The sequence below is a fragment of the Microbulbifer sp. ALW1 genome (assembly GCF_009903625.1).
Taxonomy (GTDB): domain Bacteria; phylum Pseudomonadota; class Gammaproteobacteria; order Pseudomonadales; family Cellvibrionaceae; genus Microbulbifer.
On the sequence record NZ_CP047569.1, the window covers coordinates 435,404 to 453,332 of the forward strand.

Here is a 17,929-nt window from a genome sequence, read left to right on the forward strand (position 1 = left end):
AAAGAACGGCTGCAGTCGCTATAATTTGGCGACAAAATTTCTTTCGGCACCAGCGCCTTCCGCCGCTGCCCCGCTGCGGACCCGGTAGCAACCGGCTCCTACGGCATACATTCTGAGCACGCGAGTCCATGAGCGATAAAAAAGCCCCAGCCTCTTCCACTGGCGACAGCAATCCCGGCAATCAGAAAGATTCAAACCCCAAAGACCCGCAGCAAGATGTGCCGCTGGTGACCCAAAAGGCCGAGCCCAAAAGCAACTTCGCCAAGGCCGCTGCAGGCGGCAAGCCAGGCAAGAGCGACGGAAAGAAAACCACCAGCACCCCACCCAAGACACGCAGTACAACAGGAAGCCGTGTCTGGACCTGGTTCTGGCTGTTCATTCTGCTGTTGGTTGCCGCTGCCGTAGCCGCCTGGTACTTCCTCCCGGGTGTGCACCAACAGGTCAACCAGCAGCTGCAGGGTCTGCCGGTAGTCGGAAAACATTTCCGAAGCGACACCAGCGCGGGAAATGGAGCCCAAGTGAAGGTGCCGGCCGAAAGCAGCGCCTCTAACAGTGTTGCCGCAGAATCCCAGTCCACGGATTCATCCACAGATTCAACTAACGATAGCGCGCCCGCGACCCAGACTACGCCGCAGCCAAGCCCCCAGGTATCCGTGGAACAAAGCACACCTCAGCCGGTGCCAGAGCAACCCATGCTGCAACCCGGCGACTCCCGCCCCTCGGCTACCTCCCCGGTTCCGCCACCGGATCACAGCGCTCGATTGATCGCTGAGTTGCGCCAGCAACTGGGGCAACAAAATGAAACCATCCAGCAGCTGCAACAGCAGCTCGCCGGTGTACAACGCAATGTCACCGCCCAGGGGAATCGTCTGAGCCAACTGGGCAACGCCAGTCGCGAAGACTGGCAGCTGGCGGAAGCGGATTACCTGTTGCGGCTGGCAAACCAACGCCTGATGCTCGAGCAGGACAGCCGCGCTGCCCTCGGCCTGTTACAGGAAGTGGACACCATCGTGCGGGAAGTGGACATGCCGGATCTTTACGGCGTGCGCCAGCAATTAGCGCGGGATATCACCGCCCTCAAGCTGGTAGACAATGTCGACCGCGAAGGCCTTTACCTCCGCCTGCGCGCACTGGAAGAGCAGATGGTGAAGCTCAACATCCAGCCAAAATTTGACCTTGCCAAACGGGACGCCGCAGCGGCACAGGCGCAGGAAGACAACACCGAGGTCGGCGAAGCGCACTTCCGCTCCAGTTGGGGCAACTTCGTCAACTTCCTCAAAGACTCGGTGCGCATCCGCGATGGGGAGATCGACCCGGTACTGCTGTCACCCCAGAGTGAAACCCGCTTTCGCCAAAGTCTGCGCCTGAACATGGAGCAGGCGGAATTGGCGGTACTGCGCGCGAACGAAACCGTCTACAAAGACGCCCTTAGTCACGCCCGCCAACTGCTGATGGATTACGGTGTCGAGAACCCCCAGCGGCAGGTCATCCTGCGTGAGCTAGAGGAACTGGCACAAAACAAAGTGGAGGCAGAATTTCCTGACCTGAGCGCGTCACAAAGTGCCCTGCGCAATTACATCGACAAAATGCACAAGGTTTCTTCCGGGCAAACCCCCGATAACGATAACGGAGGCAGCTACCCGTGAAACGCTTCCTCTTCTTCACCCTGATACTGCTGCTCGGCGGTGCGCTACTGGCCGAAGCCATGCGATCCTACCCCGGATACCTGCTGTTGATGGTTGGTGGCGATACCGGCAAACGCATCGAGATGAACCTGTGGGTAGCGGTCGGTGGCCTCGCCCTCGGTATACTCGCGCTGTTTTTGTTCTTCTGGCTACTGCGCAGCCTCGCACGTGCCATTGAGGGCGGCTTCAGCCGTATCCGCTTTGGCCGCAGCCGCATGGCGCGGCGACGCCTGACCAACGGCCTGGTGGAATATATGGAGGGTAACTGGGCCCGCGCCCGTCGCCTGCTGCTAAAAAGCGCCGCCCGGTCCGACGCCCCCATCATCAACTATCTGGCCGCGGCGCGTAGCGCCTTCGAACTCGGTTACCGGGACGAAGCCAATGAACTGCTCGCCAAAGCGGAAGCCACCGGCGACGATACGCAGCTCGCCGTCGCCATCAGCCAGGCCCGCATGCAGCTGCTGGATAAACACTACGAACAATGCATCGCCAGTTTGCAGCGCGCCATGCAGGAAGAACCCAACCACCCGGCGCTACTGCAACTGCTGCGCCAGGCCTACTACCACATCGGTGAATGGAACGGTCTGCGGGAATTACTGCCGCGGCTGGAAAAGCACGGAACCATGCCGGAATCGCAACTGCAGCAACTGGAACTCGAGGTCTACCAGAACCTGCTACGCGAGGCCGCCAACCGCAACGACAGTGAAAAGCTCCGTGAGATCTGGCAGAGCCTGAACGGCCGCTGGCAACGCAATATCGAGCTGCGCAACCTGTATGGGGAAATGCTGCACAAAGTGGGCAGCGATACTGAAGCGGAAAAGCACCTGCGCTGGATTCTGAATCGCGAATGGCGTGGCGATACCGTGCGCCTCTACGGACACCTCACCGGAGCCGATCCCAACCAACAGCTGGTAGTTGCCGATGGCTGGCAGAAAGAGTACGGCGAAAATGCCGACCTCCTCACCTGCCTGGGCCGCCTGTGCCTGCGCAATGAAATCTGGGGCAAAGCCCGACAGTACTTTGAGAAAAGCCTGCTGCTGCGCTCGGACCCCGTTACCTCTGCGGAATTAGCCCGGCTGCTGTACGCCCTGGGCGAAAAGGAGCAGGCCGCCCGCCTCTACGAGCAGGGCCTGCTGCAGGCGGTATCCGACCTGCCGCAATTGCCACTGCCAGACCAGAGTACCAGTGTACTCAGCGCCCGCGCATCCTGACAGAGACCATCGCTAAGCCGACAGAACCCAACAGGCTCAGCGATAAAAAACGGCCAACCATACCGTCAGCTGGGCGGGATCCGTCCAGCTGACCCGGTGCCTGCAACCCGCGGGGATATTGACATAGTCCCCCGCCACAAGCGCAACCTCCCTGGTGCCACCCTGCCTATCACCGGCTTTACCCTGCCCCGCTTTCATACCCGCGCCCTTTACTTCTTCAAATGGATTTTTGAATTCCAACCGGGCAGCGCCCTGAAGTAAAAGCACCCACTCATGCTCCTTCTGGTCGTACCACTCACCCTCCGGCGTTATCTGGCCAGAGGAAGTGATACGCTCAATCCGCACATTCTCGTGCCGTAAAAGGTCTTCAAGTACTTCCGCATTTTTCGCATCAGGCAGCGCATGGAAAAGATTTATCTTTTCGATCATAGGGCAATCACGGCCTTATGAATGTATTAGCCGCCCTTGCCTCCCGGCCCCATAAAGAACCAGAGAATCAGCCCCAAAATCGGCAATACGATGACCAACAATACCCAGAGCAATTTCTTGAGACCGCTCGCAGAGCTCTGAATAATTTTGATGATGGCGTAAATATCCGCGATCAGGACGAGAAATCCAAAAACACCTTCCATAAAAATCACCCACTGTTTGAACAATTGCATTGATATAGGACATGACAGTATAGGGTTACAACCCTCCCGCCACGGACCGATCCGGAAATTTAGTCATTCCCAAATGACAGAACCCCGTAACTGACGCACACACAAAACAGCCTGCTCGCACTGGCACAAATCGAACCCCAAAGATTCAATGAAAGAATCAATTAATGACGTCGAAATTTCCTTTCAGCTGCTGTCGAGCCGATATTCCATGGACAGGAAAACGCACCAGCGGTATTTTTCAGGACAGTGTTCTCCACAGATGACCGCCCCGATTCACGCACGGCAGTACCAACTAATTCACGCGAAGTTGCGATGGTAACCGCAGTTCAAATTTAGCAAGGATGCCCCATGCCTGACACACCCTCTGACATCAGCCAATTCCTGTACACATTAATTGAAAGCAACATCAGCCCCCGCATATTCGGCCCAAAGTTCCAGAGCTACGGTGACTTTTGCAGTTATTTTGATGAGCACTTTGGGCAGCGGCATGACATTCACGCCACCTGGAAAGCCAAGGGTAACGATAAAGACCAGTGGAAAACGGTAGATTTCCACGCACTCTATGTCGCCTGCTGGATCTACAAGCCAATGGAAAAAGGCACTTACTTTATTCGTATGACACAGAGCGAGGCCAATAACGTCAAGGCGGGATTTAAAAAACTACCCACGCGAAAAAGTAGCCATCTCAGCAAGAGTGGGCGCTCCGCACACAGCGGCTGGAACTTCCTCGTAGGCTACCGGGAACTACTGGTGCAGTGGCAGGAAACCAATGACCGAACCTACCTGATGCTTAAGGCGGAAGGTCACACCACCGGGCTTTCGGGCATCATTCCCCACCTGCAGAGCTGGCACCATAAAAACAAGACGGGTGAAGGACTTCAGGCCAACGCGACACTTCACGAACTTGCCCGGGGCAACAACCTGCCCATTATTGCGCGAGGCGCGGAGAATTTTAGCAACTCCTACAAAACCTTCCTGAAGGAACTGGGAAAGCGCCGCCGGGATGGCGCAACCATCGCCAGCAGCCTGAAGGCCGTGAGAAGTGCGAAAGCAACCTGTACCGTGCGTGACATGCTGAATGTGCTAAGCATGAGTCCCACCGGTGAATGGACGAACAAAACCAACCGCGAAGTGCGCGAAAAGCTCACCAGGCTCGCGCAAAATCCCAACCAAACCACCTCCAACGCTTACGGCAATATCGACATCACCCCGGAAATAAAACAGCAGTTCAATCGGTTTGCGCAACTGTTCCTCGACGAAAATCGACCAAATCAGGTGTACAACCGCTACTTTGAAGAAGTGCATGTAAACCCGGACCAGCTCTCAAATGCCGTCCAGGAGTTTATGACCTGGCACATACCGGAAAGCCTTCGGGCCCAGACGCAACGAAGATCGCGCATGCTCAACTTCTCATGAGCTGAGCCGGACATTTAGCAGTCAACCGAACCGGAAAGCCCCGAGGACTTCATCATGGTAATCGACCAGATGTTCATCTCGGGGCTTTTTCGTTTACTGCCTTTTTCCCTACGAAATTTGGGTCATAGAACCTACGTGAAGAACCGAAGGCTAGCGACACATTACCTGAGCCAGTAAATCTCTCCGCACTACCGACCATGCTTACCCCCTGCCAGCGAGTCATAGCTCCACTTAAAAGTGGCCAAAGGAAAACTTTCTAAAAACAGACTTCTTGTATGCGCCATATCCTCATCTTGGATACGATCATCTGCCACCTCAATTTCAGTTACGTTCTTGTAAATTGCAAGTTCTGAAATCAGCTTTTCCAGGCCGACGCAACTGTAGCATTTGGCACCGACTCTTAGTGAGCGAACCGTATCTGGCTCAACATTAATTAGCGCCTCGCGATAATCAATTTCGTCCCAGAGAAAAAGTTTACCATCATGAAAAATGTTTTTAGTTTCAATACTCACTAAATTCTAACGCCCCGCAGATCCCCGAAGTCCGAAGTAAACTGTTTACGATCTAATAGGAGTAGCGCCGTCTTCAGGTTCAACATTTTTAGCCCAATGGACATAGCCCCTTATATTAATAATCATAAATGCCACGTTCCCTACAGCCATTCCAACACTTTCCATCCAGGTAAGACCAAGAAATATGAAAATGAGATTAGAAAAGGCAAACAATAAAAAACCAGATCTTTGTCTATTTCCCAGCATGTAGGCTGAAAGCAAGCTGAGGATCATCCCAGCCCAATCCAAAAAGTAATACTGATACAGCGAACTCATAAATTCTGAAATTCCTTTTTCTTGTTATTTCTGTGGGTAACTCGGACGCTTAACGCCGCCGGCAGGGGCAGCTTACCTTGTGCGCGTTTTGCGCGAAACTGGGAGCGCAGCGACCTGCGCCAAACGTGCACAAGGTAAGCTGCCCCACGGAGGGCCAAAGGCCCGGAGTTTTCTGCCCGGCCTTGTTAAATTCGTTTGCGTAGTACGAACTTCCCGGGTTCGATATCAGAGAAACTCGGCTCAACTAGAACCAGATTACTATCGTCTACCAGCCTGAACGTGTACTTTTTACCGCTAGATAACACTAGCGTAATTTTATCCTCGGCTGTACTCCATATGCCACGCTCAACTACTTCTACATTTTCACAAGGATCGCATTCATTTGGCATTTGCGTGGAGAAAATCTCCCCCAAATTCCCTTGGGCTAAGACTAACGTCCAGCCCCAATTACTTTTTGTATCTGCACGGTACTCACCGAGAATGGACTCATCAGCATTGGCGCAAGACATAAACATAGAAATTGTAACGGCGACAATAAGCGCTCTCATAGTGGCACCTGAATTTAACGCCGCCGGCAGGGGCAGCTTACCTTTTGCGCATTTTGCGCGAAAATGGGAGCGTAGCGACTTGCGCAAAAGGTGCACAAGGCAAGCTGTCCCGCGGAGGGCCGCAGGCCCGGAGGGGACTTAACCCGCTTTTGTACACACCTAGTTGTTAGCAATTGATTTTACACTCGAATTCTTGAGGTGAAACATACCCAATAGACGAATGCGACCTCTGACTGTTGTAGTAGCGCATATATTCAGTCACCGTCGATCTTAGCTGTTTTTCAGAATCGAAGACTTGGCGCTTAATACGCTCTGTTTTAAATTGGTGAAAGAACGACTCAATGAATGCGTTGTCATTCATGTTCTTTACTCGATTCATGCTTTGACTGATCCCATACCGCCGCAGTCGCTCACGATATTGACCCGACAAGTACTCGCTACCACGGTCAGAGTGAAAGATTAGCTCAGGGTGATGTCCACGGTTTCGCACCGCCCTATCAATGCTGGACAGTGTCAGCGACGCATCCCTCCTATCACCCAGGGACCAGGAGACAACCTTCCTACTGTAGCGATCCATGACTACCGACAGATACTGCCAGCTACCATCTCTGAGCTTTATATAAGTAACATCACCCACCCATAGCTGGTTCGGGCGCGTCAGCTCGATGCCTTCTATCTTGCACTGGATTCCATAAACATGCCTGTAAGTACCGGGCCTAGCCGTGTAGATCCTTGATTTTACGGCCTTGAGACCGTGATTTCGCATGATTCTAGCCACACGTTTTTGACCAACGTTTATACCCTTCTTTTTCAGCTCTTGGGTAATTTTTGGACTACCGTAGCAGCCATCATGTCGGTTAAAAATCGATCTTATATGTACAAACAGCTCACTATCTTCTTGCCGGCGCTCACATACACCACGGCGGCGCCAAGAGTTGTAACCATCACGGGTCACGTCATAGATCCGGCACATCATTGCAATACTGTGCTTCTCGCGGTTTAGATCTATGAACTCGAAGATCTCCCTTTTTGTTGCAAAGAGAACTGGATGGCTTTTTTTAAAAGGGCATGTTCTTCCTGGAGCAGGTTATGCTCCCGCTCAAGCTTCCTGAGACGTTTCAGCTCTGATTTAACCTCAGGATCTATCTGTATATTTTTCTTCTTGGCCATGATCTGCCCCCGTCGCATCTTCATGCGCCAACGATAAAGCATCACTTCATGGATATCGAGGGCTTCAGCCACGTGCTTGGCTAGAACACCAGAAATTTCGGTTAGAGAGACTGCTGTCGCTTTGAAATCATCGTCGTAGCGGTTGTAGTGCTTTCTGCGTGCCATTTGACACCTCCACGTCAGTTAGATGGAGGTGTGTGCAAAAGCGGGTTAGGTTCCCGAGTAAGTTGCCCGGCCTTGTTAGGCTGGACTTAGCAACCGTGGGTACGGTCAAACTCCTTTAGCTCTTGAGGTATTTCTCCGTAGATCTTTGCTCTTCTTATGGACTCTTTAGCTTTTGCCACTTTGCCCGAATCAATGTATCTACTGGCTTTTGAAACGTGATACTCAAAGCGCTGCTTTCTTATGAGGCCGCCCTCATTTTGAAACCTATTTTCAGCGATCCAGAAACCAACAAATGTAATTGGAACGCCAAGCCAAATAAACCAATCGTTCTTTGTTAAGAATGCAACTCCGAAGGCTATAGAGAATGCGGCGATTACTGAAAAGGCAGCACCGATACACCCGATACCATTATTACTCGAAGGTTGCCTGTATCCGTATCTTTTGTACCACATCTCTAAATTAGCCTAACGCCGCGCTCAGCCGCGGACAATTTTGGGCGCTTTATGCGCGATAATGGGAGCGCAGCGACCGCGCATAAAGTGCACAAAGTTGGCCGTCGGCCTGCAACGCATTGTCATGCATTACTTTCTCGAGAAGTAAAATGTAACGATCATTGTTGTCAACGAGGCTATTAAGGGGAACATTTGTTCGAACCTTCCATCGTTGTTGATGTTAATAAATGCATATGAATAAAAAACCATTAGCACGACAATAACAATTATGAAAGGTAGCCTGCCATTCAATCTTGATGTGAATGGTTCAAATTTTGCTTGCCCCTCACAAACGCTACACACAACAATTTTTGATCCAGATTTTATTTTTGCTTTATCAAGACAAGTCCCACAGGATTGTCCATCATCAATTCGGCAAGCTCCCTTTTCTTCGCAGTGCCTGCATTCTATGGCTTTATATTCCACTTTTCTTTCCTATTGCATAACGCCCAGCGTAGGCGCAGCCAGCGCGGAGCTCCTTTTGTGTTAATGTTTGAGCGCCAGCGAGTAACACAAAAGGTGCGTAGCGTTGGCTGTCGCTCTGCCGCTGCTTGTTAGGCGGTTGTATGTAGTTATGGCACATAGACCGTGCCGATATCCACAACGTAGCCCCTATCAATCTCTGAAACCTGTGCCCCGAGCACAAGATCACTACGCCCCTCACCAACTGTCCAAAGGTCGATGAGTACGTCCCAGTGATTGCCCATGTAAATGCAGACAGATGATTCCCAGGTTTCATCCGGCAATGGTATGAGTCTTTCCCCGTAATCTTGGATGTAATCTTTAATATGCCTAGCAGTTTCAGTAGAGATTGAAGATACACCTTCGATCCCTCCTGAGATTTGGTAGTCTTTTTTTACAAAACAATCTACGACGCTCGAAAATAGAGGACGCCATACAGTTGGTATAGGACCTTCAATCTCATCGTTCTTTGTTACAGGTACTTGAGTGAAAACCACGTTACTTTCTCGGTGTATTGCCGCCTAACGCCCACAACAGGGGCGACCAATGCTATGCACATTTTGTGCAAAACTGGGAGCGCAGCGACCCGCACAAAATGTGCATAGCGATGGGCGTCCCGCGGAGGCCCGAAGGGCCGCAGCATTCTGCTTGCGTTTGTTAGGCATTGCCCACCTTGCGCAAACGGAAAAAACATGAGAGCCCTGTCACCAATGGACAGGACATGCAAAAAATTATCACGATTGGCACTATAGGGTTTTTTATACCCATTTTGAAAAGCGCCAGAAGGCCAAATAATACTGAGAGAAAACCAAATATTAGTAAAACTTTAATCCGATTTGCCATATTAGAATTAAAATATGCGGACTTTTTGCTGGCAAGTACAAGACCAAGAACCCCAAGTAAACCGAATGTATAGCTAAGGATGGTGAGATTGTTGGTCCAGCTATGAAAACCTCTAAACAATTGCGTGATCAACACGTATACATATGGCGCACCAAACACGATCATTGGCGCTATGGGTAGTATTGACGCTAAAACTTTCAGATCCATCTGCTTGCCTAACGCCTCAAACGGGGGCGCGCGTTAGCGTGTCCCTGCCCGAAGGGCACTTGCTGGTTTGAATTGTTAGGGCCTTAATCTCTAGGTGTGCACGATATTTCATTATTGTACTTCCCTGACCATGACCGAAACCTGATGATATTTGCGTAAGGATAATCTTCATTAGATGTGGGCAATTCATTAAAGGGCAGAAGATTAGACCCACACCATTGATCATCTCGCCAATAGCTTACGACTGCACGATCGCCAGATATTAGTTTTTTGATAAAAGATGCCGCATCTTCATCTTCGGGATCTATGAAGTCGTAGAAATGAGCGTGATATGCGTCAAATGCTACCGTAACCTCACCCCGAAATGTATCCACACTCAAGGGGTGATCTTCATCTCCCGACGGATTCGGTATCTTAGCTGAAAACACAACCTCATCTTCATCCATTGCGGTGGAGCAGAATTCCTCCCACTTGGGAAATTCTTGGATAAATTGTGTTTTAACTTTCTTCGAAAACTCATCCATATCTTCGTTCTGCCGTAGCCCTAACGCCGCGCTCTGCGGCAAATTTGGAGCGCAGCGGAAAATTTGTCCGACAGCAGCGCCTTGTTAGCTGTGGCCACAACTCGACTCCCATGACTGGACTTGTGATTTTACTGCATCTTGGATTTTTGCCCTAAGAGCCATGTTGTATTCGCTGATTTTATATTGATAACGAATACCTTTGTAATCAAGATCTATACGACAATCGTAGCTGCCTACAAGCTCGCCGCAATGGCCAACATACCACGATGGCTCAAAACCATTTTTGGGAGCTCTTTCAGGAGGGCTCATGACAAAGTGCCAAGGGCCTATGGCCTTTTCGAAATGATAGACTTTGTATAAGCCCGTTTTTTTGTCTTGTTCTATGGCTGGCTTTTTGAGTTCGCTATAAATGTTCCAAGCCTTTTTGGCCAGAGCATGAGGATCAGAGAAAGAAGACTTAGGATAGACTATGCCTCTAATATCGTGAGGCACTGCTGGATTATATTTATTTGCATGACTCACAACATAGCCTTGAACTAGCTTAGCCATGTCACTAGCGGGGATATACACAAGTTGCTCACCATGAGATTCGTCTAGCTGGTCTTTTACTGGAGCTAAAAGAGCGTCGGTAAAAGAAGTATCAGGTGAATACCTTGCTGGATAGCAAATAGTGGTTCCATCAAGAGTAACTTTGATAAGGTTTTCTGCATGGCTTGTGATGCCAGTCAAAAGCATTGCCATAGTTACAGCTAATCTTTTATATCCTTGCACCATACTCTCTCTTACAGCTAACGCCCAGCGCAGGCGCAGCCAGCGCGGAGCACCTTTTGTGTTAATGTTTGAGCGCCAGCGAGTAACACAAAAGGTGCGTAGCGTTGGCTGTCGCTCTGCCGCTGATTGTTAACCTTTTGGTACTATGTCGTAGGGGCTGACCACTAAGCTAAACTTGGTTTCGCCACCAGTTTGGCTTTTATATGCCTCACATATGCCTGTAATTTCGCCACCCTTTATCTCTAAAGAGCTTTGGCGAAACGATGCTATTGGAGATGGGCAGAGTTGGCGAAGGCCTACCAACCTGTACTTTGGTTCCCCAATCTTTTGAAAAGGCGGCTGATCAGCAGTTCTGAACTCGGGTTTATAGACGGCAACATATTGCTGAAAGTTATTGCCTCCACGAAATCCTTCGAGTGAGAACGTAGCAACAATAAAACCCTTTTCTTCACCCTCTTTTAGAGAAACCGACTTTTTCACCAGCACTGCGCTTTGATCTGATAGTAGCTCAGAAAGTACCTGTATTTCCTTCTCAACGCTGCTACCTGCGGATGCAGCTAAAGAGAAAAATACCAAGATACTAAAAATTCCGAATTTCAACATACTACTTGCTCTAGTGAGGTTAACAGTTTATTCAAAAGCTCCAGATATAGACATAATTCCTATATCTAGGCATCTCATGCCCACATATAACAATTGTGTACACATATAGCCATATACCTCAGGCTGTCTATATGCCTACATCTAGACATTGATCAACCAGGCCTTCGACAATGCGGTGATCTATATTCAGCCGGCTAACCAGGTGACGCTTCGCTACCCAGGCTTTTGCCATCCTGCTCCAGCGGCCGCCAATCCGGCGAATTTCATTACGGAGTTCGAGTTCTTCGTATGCGATTTTGATTGCGACCCAGTCTTCGCCGACCTTCTCGGGTCGCTGTTCTCGGCCTTTCTGCTGGTAGGCTTCCCGTTGCGCCACTATGATTTCCACTGTGGTGTAAACGGTACTTTTACAGGGTGATCTCCGGTATCGCACCGCGCAAAGCTGATCACCGTATTTTTCCTGGTAACGTTTGCTGCCGTCCTGGCCGGGCCTGATTGTTTTTATGATTTCCATACGCCCTCCCTGGCGTTGCTAATTGTCGCTAGTAGGCCACTTAAAGGCCTAGTGCACTCCAGATTTCATCCACTTTTTTGGTTACGTCAGGGTCTTTTACAATCGGCCGCCCCCACTCCCGGGTGGTTTCGCCTTCCCATTTATTGGTGGCATCAAACCCGATTTTGGATCCGAGGCCGGATACCGGGGATGCGAAGTCGAGGTAGTCGATGGGTGTGTTTTCTACCATCACGGTATCGCGCGCGGGGTCCATTCTGGTGGTCATGGCCCAGATCACATCCTTCCAGTCGCGCGCATTGACGTCGTCATCGGTGACGATGACAAACTTGGTGTACATAAACTGCCGCAGGAAGGACCAGACGCCCATCATCACGCGCTTTGCGTGGCCAGGGTACTGCTTCTTCATGGTGACGACGGCGAGGCGGTAGGAACAGCCTTCCGGTGGCAGGTAAAAGTCGACGATTTCCGGGAACTGCTTGCGCAAGATGGGCACGAAGACTTCATTCAGCGCTTCGCCCAACACCGCAGGCTCGTCCGGCGGACGGCCGGTGTAGGTGCTGTGGTAGATGGGATCTTTGCGGTGGGTGATTTTCTCCACCGTGAATACCGGGAAGCTGTCCACTTCGTTGTAGTAACCGGTGTGGTCGCCGTAGGGGCCTTCATCGGCCATATCATCGGGGTAGATATAGCCCTCCAGCACGTATTCGGCACTAGCGGGCACCTGCAGGTTGCTGAGCTTGGCTTCGGCCACTTCGGTTTTTGCACCTCGCAACAGTCCGGCGAAGGCGTATTCGGAGAGGGTATCCGGTACCGGGGTGACCGCACCAAGGATGGTGGCGGGGTCGGCGCCGAGGGCAACGGCAACCGGAAAGGGTTCGCCGGGGAATTTCAGCTGCCACTCACGAAAGTCCAGAGCACCGCCACGGTGGGAAAGCCAGCGCATGATGAGACGGTTCTTGCCGATCAATTGCATGCGGTAGATACCCAGGTTCTGCCGCTTCTTTTCCGGCCCGCGGGTGATCACCAGTGGCCAGGTCACCAGTGGCGCGGCATCGCCGGGCCAGCAGGTCTGTATTGGTAGCTTGGTCAGATCTACTTCGTCCGCCTGTAACTCGAATTGCTGGCATTCGGCTTTGCTCACTACCTTCGGGCCCATGTTCATGACCTGCTTGAACACCGGGAGCTTCTCCCAGGCGTCTCTTAGCCCTTCCGGTGGCTGAGGCTCTTTAAGGAAGGCGAGTAGTTCACCCACTTCCCGCAGCTCACTGACACTTTCACGGCCCATACCCAGCGCCACCCGCTCGGGGGTACCAAACAGGTTAGCGAGTACCGGGGTGTCGTAGCCGATGGGGTTTTCAAACAACAGTGCGGGGCCACCGGCACGTAGTACGCGATCGGCGATTTCTGTCATTTCGAGGACGGGGCTGACGGGGTGCTTGATGCGCTTGAGCAATCCGCGCTTTTCCAGCAGGCGGATGAAGTCACGCAGGTCTTTGTATTTCATGTTTTACCGGTCGACCAGAAAATTCAGCGGCCAGTGTAAAACAGACAGGTCCAAATAGGGAAAAATGGGAAATTCGGGAAAAAAGAACTGCCGCGCCAGGGTAAAACCAAGCGGGTAAGGGGTGGGGGAGGAAGTTGAACAACCCGCAGCGGCGCTGCGGGCTGCCGGACTTCTAGACGGTACAGCCTGTCTTAGAAGCGAGGACGACGCGGACGGTCTTCGCGCGGCTTGGCTTCGTTAACACGGATGTTACGGCCAGACAGCGGCTGATCATTCATTTCTTCGATAGCCTTACGCGCTTCGTCGTCGTTCGGCATTTCTACGAAACCAAAACCTTTAGAACGGCCAGTTTCCCGGTCAGTGATTACAGTAGCCCGGGAGATTTCACCGAACGCACCAAATGCTTCGTGCAGTTCGTCAGAGGTTACGCCGTAGGCCAGATTTCCGATATAGATATTCACAAAAAAGTCTCACTAGAGTCAGTGGGCTGTCGAGCAATTCACAAATGGTAACCAGCTCCACCGAGTTATCCACTTGAGACTGGTCCAGGGTCAGGCGACTTCCCAGCCACCTGGGACCAATTCTTTACACGCTGAAATACTGTTCAACGCGACAATGTTGGCCTTTATATGCCTAACGGCAGGCCTTTTCAACTGTATTCGGCGTAATTTCCCGCCTCATTTGTCGCATTGCAAAATTCACCTAAGCAATGCAAAAAAGGCTGACGCGTATGGTCAGCCTTTTATTCTGAATTGGAATTATTTCCGTTTCATGGAAAGGAAGAATTCATCGTTGGTCTTGAAGTCCTTGAGCTTGTCGATCAGGAATTCAGTGGCCGCGAGGTCTTCCATATCGTGCAGCAGCTTGCGCAGGATCCACACGCGCTGCAGTTCACCTTCCGGCATCAGCAGCTCTTCGCGGCGGGTACCGGAGCGGCGCACATTGATGGCCGGGTAGACGCGCTTCTCGGCGATCTTACGGTCCAGTTGCAGCTCCATGTTACCGGTGCCTTTGAACTCCTCGAAGATCACTTCGTCCATCTTCGAGCCGGTGTCGACCAGTGCGGTGGCGATGATGGAAAGGCTGCCGCCCTCTTCGATATTACGCGCTGCACCAAAGAAGCGCTTCGGGCGCTCCAGAGCGTGTGCATCCACACCACCGGTCAGTACCTTGCCGGAGCTGGGCACGGTGGTGTTGTAGGCGCGGGCCAGACGGGTGATGGAGTCCAGCAGGATCACCACGTCCTTCTTGTGCTCTACCAGGCGCTTGGCTTTTTCGATCACCATTTCGGCCACCTGTACGTGACGGGCCGGCGGCTCGTCGAAGGTGGAGGCAACCACTTCGCCGCGCACGGAACGCTGCATTTCGGTAACTTCCTCCGGGCGCTCGTCGATCAGCAGGACGATCAGGTGGCACTCGGGGTTGTTGCGGGTAATGGCCTGGGCCATGTTCTGCAACATGATGGTTTTACCGGCCTTGGGCGGCGCCACAACCAACCCGCGCTGACCTTTGCCGATAGGGGCAACCAGGTCGATGATGCGGCCGATGAGGTCTTCAGAGGAACCGTTCCCGCACTCAAGGGTGAGGCGTTTGTTGGGGAACAGCGGGGTAAGGTTTTCGAACAGAATCTTGTTGCGGGCGTTTTCCGGCTTGTCGAAATTGATATCGCTGACTTTCAACAGAGCGAAGTAGCGTTCACCTTCTTTGGGGGGACGGATCTTGCCGGAAATGGAGTCGCCGGTGCGGAGGTTGAAGCGGCGGATCTGACTGGGAGAAACGTAGATATCATCGGGGCCGGCGAGGTAAGAAGAGTCGGCGGACCGAAGAAAACCGAATCCATCCTGAAGAATTTCCAATACGCCTTCGCCGTAAATGTCTTCGCCGCTTTTGGCGTGGCGCTTGAGGATATTGAAAATAATGTCCTGTTTGCGCGAGCGGGCGAGGTTTTCTAGCCCCATGCCCTTGGCGATTTCAATCAGTTCTTCAATGGGTTTGGTTTTTAATTCAGAAAGATTCATACCAATAGCTTTATTAAGGTTTCTTCTGTCAGTTGGCGCGGACGCACCGGAAGTTTCTGCGGGGGGATTTGAAAGTTCGATCTTGATATGCCCGTAACGGAATGCCGACGGATTTACTTGCCGTACACAACTCTTAATGGTTTGAATCGATCACCCGAAACGGTTTACCGCTCACATTGGCCCACGCATAGGAAATGTGCGCCAGGGGGAGATAGTTCAACTTGAGGAGTTTGCGCCGGAGAGGCTGCGTCGGCAGCGGGTTGGCGACTTGGCTCAGGTCTGGACTGAACAGTTAATTTGATTACTAGGCAGTATAACGGCAGTTCGGCATCCTGCAAGGGCTATTTGGTAACCGCCTTTTGGCAAGCGCTACCACCACTGGTGACGGTTATTCACCCGCCCCCACCCCGGCTTTGATTCGGGACGCCCCTGCCAGGCAGCGGCGCCCCGATCGCGGGATCAGATCTGGCTGTCGATAAACTCGGTCAGCTGGGCACGGGACAGGGCGCCGACTTTGGTGCCTTCCACATTGCCGCCCTTGAACAGCAGCAGGGTCGGGATACCGCGCACATTGTACTTGGCGGCGGCTTCTTTGTTGGCATCCACGTCCACTTTGACGATTTTCAGCTTTTCACCGTAGTGACCGGACAGATCTTCCAGCACCGGAGCGATCATCTTGCAGGGACCGCACCACTGGGCCCAGAAGTCGACCAGTACCGGGCCTTCTGCCTTGAGTACTTCGGCTTCAAATTCTGCATCTGTTACGTTGACGATGTTCGCGCTCATAGTGCTTTCCTGTGGTTCTACTGTTTCTTGGCATTTGTTGTTGGCAGCGGGCCCATGGATCTAGGTAACAAGATGGGCGCTGAGAGGCTGCCAGTCATTGGCCCCGGGGGCTTTGCCGGCAGACATGATAAGTACGGCCAGTGGACCCCGCAAGGCTATTGGTTCTCGCCTGTTGGTCCCCCTCTTAATGGGGCCCCGAATTCAGGTTTCAAGGCCGGGGGTGCCGGCCGGGAATCAGCACCTCAATCCGCCGGTAAAAACTGCTGGAGTATTTCGTCTACATAGTCATAACCGAACGGGGTGGCGGCAATCTTTGCCTCCAGGGGCTCCACCAGTTCCATCAGCTGCAGGCGCTGCCACTCACCCGCCAAACTATCCAGTGACAGCCCGGTATAGGCCGGGTAGGTCGCGGCTGGTACACCGGATTCCAACCGCAGGCAATTCATCAGGAACTCCAGTGGGCGCTCGGCCTCTGGAACCTCTTTGACCTTCGGCAGCGGGAAACCGTCACTCCCGGACTCCACAGCCACGCCCGGCGCCTGACCCAGTTCCAGCCCCAGTGCCAGCCCCAGCGCCAAATAGTCCCGGGGAGTACGGGTGCGCTGGGTACGGATGATGCGGCCGCTGTCGGGCAGGGTGAATTTACCGTGCGCGCCGGCGCCGATCCCAATGTAATCCGCAAAGGACCAGTAGTTCAGGTTGTGGCGGGACGCGAGACCCGCACGGCTGTAGGCGGACACCTCGTAGCGGGCATAGCCCTCGCCGGCTAAATAGGCCCGGCCCGCGCGCTGTATCGCCGCGATTTCCTCGGAACCGGGGGTTACCGGCGGGGCCGAGTAGAAGGCGGTATTGGGTTCGATGGTGAGCTGGTACCAGGAGATATGCTCAACACCCAGCGCCACCGCCCGCTGCAGATCCTGCAGCGCATCGACCTCCCCTTGCCCGGGCAAGCCGTGCATCAGGTCGATATTGATATTGTCGAAACCCGCGGCCCGCGCCTGGGTCGCCGCAACCTCCGCTTCCGGGCCAGTATGGATACGGCCGAGGTTTTGCAGCTGCAGCGGATCAAAGCTCTGAACACCGATGGACAGCCGGTTGACCCCCGCACTGCGGTAGCCGGCAAATTTGGCCTGCTCAAAGGTCCCGGGGTTGGCCTCCAGGGTGATTTCAATTCCGGGCTCAAAGCCCACCAGGGACTCCGCCATTGCCAGAATCTGGCCGATAGCCTCTGGCGAAAACAGGCTGGGAGTGCCACCACCGAAGAAGATGGAGCCCAGTTTGCGCCCCTGCACCCAGGGCAACTGGCTGCGCAGGTCGCGCTCCAGCTGGGCCACATACTCTGCCTCCGGCAGCTGGCCGCCGGAAGGCTCCGCATGGGCGGCGATATGCGTGGCCACATGGGAGTTGAAGTCGCAGTAAGGGCACTTGCGCACACACCAGGGGATGTGCACATACAGGCTGAGCGGTGGCAGTTGCAGCGGCACAGGCGATGATTGGGGGGAGCGAATACTCAATGGAGACA

The 17,929-nt window shown here is 52.8% G+C and carries 22 protein-coding genes; 3 read left to right on the forward strand and 19 right to left on the reverse strand.

The window, feature by feature from the left end; genetic code table 11:
• Positions 1–128: 128 nt before the first annotated feature.
• Together GRX76_RS01650 and GRX76_RS01655 are read left to right on the forward strand one after the other, a co-directional pair.
• Positions 129–1,646 (forward strand): uroporphyrinogen-III C-methyltransferase, encoded by a 1,518-nt coding sequence (locus GRX76_RS01650; protein ID WP_160151707.1) that lies wholly within the window; start codon positions 129–131, stop codon positions 1,644–1,646.
• Entirely contained in the window at positions 1,643–2,896 is a 1,254-nt protein-coding gene (locus GRX76_RS01655) for a heme biosynthesis HemY N-terminal domain-containing protein (RefSeq protein ID WP_160151708.1), read from the forward strand. The genes GRX76_RS01650 and GRX76_RS01655 overlap by 4 nt, the downstream gene beginning before the upstream one ends.
• Positions 2,897–2,932: 36 nt before the next feature.
• Here GRX76_RS01655 and GRX76_RS01660 read toward each other — a convergent pair whose 3' ends face one another.
• Positions 2,933–3,325 (reverse strand): cupin, encoded by a 393-nt coding sequence (locus tag GRX76_RS01660; protein ID WP_201276884.1) that lies wholly within the window; start codon positions 3,323–3,325, stop codon positions 2,933–2,935.
• 26 nt (positions 3,326–3,351) lie between these two features.
• On the reverse strand, positions 3,352–3,528 hold the full coding sequence (locus GRX76_RS01665) for a PLDc N-terminal domain-containing protein (RefSeq protein ID WP_160151709.1): 177 nt from the start codon (positions 3,526–3,528) through the stop codon (positions 3,352–3,354).
• 378 nt (positions 3,529–3,906) lie between these two features.
• Between GRX76_RS01665 and GRX76_RS01670 the strand changes: the two genes are divergently transcribed.
• A complete protein-coding gene (locus GRX76_RS01670) occupies positions 3,907–4,974 on the forward strand; it encodes a hypothetical protein (protein WP_160151710.1) in 1,068 nt (355 codons plus the stop codon).
• 188 nt (positions 4,975–5,162) lie between these two features.
• Here GRX76_RS01670 and GRX76_RS01675 read toward each other — a convergent pair whose 3' ends face one another.
• The 17 genes from GRX76_RS01675 to hemW form a co-directional block, all read right to left on the reverse strand.
• Positions 5,163–5,486, reverse strand: coding sequence for a hypothetical protein (locus GRX76_RS01675; RefSeq protein ID WP_160151711.1), 324 nt, complete (start codon positions 5,484–5,486; stop codon positions 5,163–5,165).
• Positions 5,487–5,531: 45 nt separating this feature from the next.
• On the reverse strand, positions 5,532–5,801 hold the full coding sequence (locus GRX76_RS01680) for a nicotinamide mononucleotide transporter (protein ID WP_160151712.1): 270 nt from the start codon (positions 5,799–5,801) through the stop codon (positions 5,532–5,534).
• A gap of 185 nt (positions 5,802–5,986) precedes the next feature.
• The gene (locus GRX76_RS01685) at positions 5,987–6,349 is read right to left on the reverse strand and encodes a hypothetical protein (RefSeq protein WP_160151713.1); all 363 of its coding nucleotides are present in this window, start codon (positions 6,347–6,349) and stop codon (positions 5,987–5,989) included.
• Between the two features lie 166 nt (positions 6,350–6,515).
• A complete protein-coding gene (locus GRX76_RS19455; protein ID WP_160154760.1) occupies positions 6,516–7,370 on the reverse strand; it encodes an IS3 family transposase in 855 nt (284 codons plus the stop codon).
• Positions 7,355–7,684, reverse strand: a complete 330-nt coding sequence (locus GRX76_RS01695; protein WP_236250507.1) for a transposase — start codon at positions 7,682–7,684, stop codon at positions 7,355–7,357. The genes GRX76_RS19455 and GRX76_RS01695 overlap by 16 nt, the downstream gene beginning before the upstream one ends.
• Positions 7,685–7,770: 86 nt before the next feature.
• Positions 7,771–8,136 (reverse strand): hypothetical protein, encoded by a 366-nt coding sequence (locus GRX76_RS01700; protein WP_160151714.1) that lies wholly within the window; start codon positions 8,134–8,136, stop codon positions 7,771–7,773.
• A gap of 611 nt (positions 8,137–8,747) precedes the next feature.
• On the reverse strand, positions 8,748–9,134 hold the full coding sequence (locus GRX76_RS01705) for a hypothetical protein (protein WP_160151715.1): 387 nt from the start codon (positions 9,132–9,134) through the stop codon (positions 8,748–8,750).
• A gap of 160 nt (positions 9,135–9,294) precedes the next feature.
• Positions 9,295–9,687, reverse strand: a complete 393-nt coding sequence (locus tag GRX76_RS01710) for a hypothetical protein (RefSeq protein WP_160151716.1) — start codon at positions 9,685–9,687, stop codon at positions 9,295–9,297.
• Between the two features lie 83 nt (positions 9,688–9,770).
• Positions 9,771–10,211 (reverse strand): hypothetical protein, encoded by a 441-nt coding sequence (locus GRX76_RS01715; protein WP_160151717.1) that lies wholly within the window; start codon positions 10,209–10,211, stop codon positions 9,771–9,773.
• 84 nt (positions 10,212–10,295) lie between these two features.
• Positions 10,296–10,985 carry a hypothetical protein gene (locus tag GRX76_RS01720; RefSeq protein WP_160151718.1) on the reverse strand — a complete coding sequence of 230 codons (690 nt, stop codon included), beginning with the start codon at positions 10,983–10,985 and terminating at the stop codon, positions 10,296–10,298.
• 126 nt (positions 10,986–11,111) lie between these two features.
• The gene (locus tag GRX76_RS01725; protein WP_160151719.1) at positions 11,112–11,585 is read right to left on the reverse strand and encodes a hypothetical protein; all 474 of its coding nucleotides are present in this window, start codon (positions 11,583–11,585) and stop codon (positions 11,112–11,114) included.
• Positions 11,586–11,712: 127 nt separating this feature from the next.
• Positions 11,713–12,099 (reverse strand): hypothetical protein, encoded by a 387-nt coding sequence (locus GRX76_RS01730; RefSeq protein WP_160151720.1) that lies wholly within the window; start codon positions 12,097–12,099, stop codon positions 11,713–11,715.
• Positions 12,100–12,139: 40 nt separating this feature from the next.
• A complete protein-coding gene (ubiD, locus tag GRX76_RS01735) occupies positions 12,140–13,603 on the reverse strand; it encodes a 4-hydroxy-3-polyprenylbenzoate decarboxylase (RefSeq protein WP_160151721.1) in 1,464 nt (487 codons plus the stop codon).
• Between the two features lie 191 nt (positions 13,604–13,794).
• Positions 13,795–14,064 (reverse strand): RNA-binding protein, encoded by a 270-nt coding sequence (locus GRX76_RS01740; RefSeq protein ID WP_010133764.1) that lies wholly within the window; start codon positions 14,062–14,064, stop codon positions 13,795–13,797.
• Between the two features lie 297 nt (positions 14,065–14,361).
• Entirely contained in the window at positions 14,362–15,621 is a 1,260-nt protein-coding gene (gene rho, locus GRX76_RS01745) for a transcription termination factor Rho (protein ID WP_160151722.1), read from the reverse strand.
• Positions 15,622–16,080: 459 nt separating this feature from the next.
• Positions 16,081–16,407 carry a thioredoxin TrxA gene (gene trxA, locus GRX76_RS01750; protein WP_077399614.1) on the reverse strand — a complete coding sequence of 109 codons (327 nt, stop codon included), beginning with the start codon at positions 16,405–16,407 and terminating at the stop codon, positions 16,081–16,083.
• Between the two features lie 242 nt (positions 16,408–16,649).
• Positions 16,650–17,921, reverse strand: coding sequence for a radical SAM family heme chaperone HemW (gene hemW / locus GRX76_RS01755; protein WP_236250508.1), 1,272 nt, complete (start codon positions 17,919–17,921; stop codon positions 16,650–16,652).
• Positions 17,922–17,929: the final 8 nt, after the last annotated feature.